At 32.3% G+C, this 263-nt stretch carries 1 protein-coding gene; it reads right to left on the bottom strand.

Features of this window, described 5'->3' with window-relative positions:
- Positions 1-116: helix-turn-helix domain-containing protein (locus QZL69_RS13955; protein ID WP_334290846.1), on the bottom strand; the 116-nt coding region annotated here is incomplete at its 3' end.
- Positions 117-263 lie beyond the last annotated feature (147 nt).

The following is a 263-nucleotide window of genomic DNA, read 5'->3' on the forward strand; positions in this document are numbered from 1 at the left end:
TCCGCAAGCATCTGATTATAAAGGAAACGGCAGCAGCCGATTGTTTTCTCTATCTGAGATATCTGTTCTTTATTTGGATAGATTCTTATTTTTACTACCCGGTTTATTTTTCTCACCCTGACTTTCTATATACTGACGGATTGATTTTATTTCTACGAACATATTGTTCTTTTTTTATTATAATATATTTGTTTTATAGGAACAAGTGTTTTTATGAATTATTCGAGCAGATATGCTCAAAGGGTTACTGTTCACTCCGTTCA

It is taken from the genome of Blautia sp. CAG:237 (assembly GCF_000436615.1).
In the GTDB taxonomy this organism is placed as follows: Bacteria; Bacillota; Clostridia; order Lachnospirales; family Lachnospiraceae; genus Blautia_A; species Blautia_A intestinihominis.